Origin of the sequence: uncultured Psychrobacter sp. (assembly GCF_947500265.1) — a bacterium.
GTDB lineage: Bacteria > Pseudomonadota > Gammaproteobacteria > Pseudomonadales > Moraxellaceae > Psychrobacter.
This window is the reverse complement of sequence record NZ_CANMRN010000017.1, coordinates 1-1,415: the sequence shown is the minus strand read 5'-3', so window position 1 is coordinate 1,415 and position 1,415 is coordinate 1. Positions and strand designations below refer to the sequence as shown.

Annotated in this window: 2 protein-coding genes; both read left to right on the top strand. The window is 48.1% G+C overall.

Going from position 1 to position 1,415, the window contains the following annotated elements; all coding sequences use genetic code 11:
- Positions 1 to 524, top strand: a 524-nt coding sequence (locus Q0788_RS13855; RefSeq protein WP_298811636.1) for a TRAP transporter small permease, incomplete at its 5' end; no start/stop codon positions are given.
- Positions 521 to 1,415, top strand: an 895-nt coding sequence (locus Q0788_RS13850; protein WP_298811635.1) for a TRAP transporter large permease, incomplete at its 3' end; no start/stop codon positions are given. The genes Q0788_RS13855 and Q0788_RS13850, both read left to right, overlap by 4 nt.

Sequence of the window (1,415 nt, the reverse complement as noted above, 5' to 3'; positions counted from 1 at the left end):
CATTTTTAGTCAAGCTCAGCGTCTTAATCTCTAGATTATGCCAGTTTATTGGTGGGATCAGTCTCATCATCATCGTACTAACCACCATGCTCGACGTCGTCGCACGCTACATATTCAAACTCACCGGCGGTGAGTTTGGCTTTACCGTCAAAGGCAGTGTAGAGATCGTCTCCTACTTTATGCTATTTGCATTACTCGCTGCCTTTGCCGCGTTTGTCGAACGCTCACAAATCATCGTCGACGTCTTCACCCAGAAAATGCCACAGTCTATCAAAGGCTACCTCATGGGTATCTTTATGATGGGCTTTTTTGTCATCGGCATTGTCTTTTCATGGGGACTCTACGAGAGCGCCATTGACGCCTTAGAGTATGGCAAAGTCACCCAAGATCTTCGAATATCCATGATGCCTATCTATATGGTTAGTGCATTCTTAAGCATCCTACTCGCCATTCGCTCATTGATCGAATCCATCAACATCTTTAAGACAGGCGAATTCTTTGACGCCGAGGAGACAGGCGCATGAGTCCAGAAATTATCGGTGCGATTGGCCTAGTTGTCATGATCCTGCTTGTCGTCCTACGAGTACCCGTCGCACTTGCCATGTTAGGGGTAGGCTTAGTCGGTTTTGGTGCAGTCACTGCGCCGAGCGGTGCCCTGCAAATGCTCAAAGACATCCCAGTCGATGTCTTAGCAAAGTATGACTTTAGCGCCATTCCCTTATTTATTCTGATGGGCGTGTTTGCTACTCATTCTGGTATGGCAGGTAAACTCTTTGAAGCCACCCGAACCATATTTGGCGGGGTAAGGGGTAGTCTGGGTATTGCTGGTATCGGTTCATCTGGTATCTTTGCCTCTATCTCAGGCTCATCACTCGCCACTGCCTCCACCATGACCAAAGTGGCGTTACCGCAAATGGAGAAGTACGGCTATCAGCCAGGTTTTGCCTGCGGTATCTTAGCTGCTGGTGGTACACTTGGTATTATGATTCCGCCCAGTATTGCGCTACTGGTCTATGCCATCTTAACCCAGCAGTCAGTAGGTGACATGTTCATCGCTGGGTTCTTACCCGGTATGCTCGGTATGGTGATGTACTCACTTACCGTCATGGTGATGGTACGCTGGAAACCACACTTGGCAAAACGTGGTGAGAAAACCACGTGGAAAGCCAAGCTACTGTCACTAACGGGTCTGATACCGTTTAGCTTTATCTTTATTGTGATTATTGCCGGTATCTTCTTTGGGCTATTTACCCCAACAGAAGGCGCCGCAGTAGGAGCGTTTGTCTCTTGGGCTTATGCCTTCGCTAAAGGCATGCGCTTAGATGGTCTTAAGCAGTCATTGATTGAGACACTAGCGCTCTCTGCAGTGGTGTTCTTTATGCTACTGGGTGCAGAGGCATTGGGGTATTTTATCT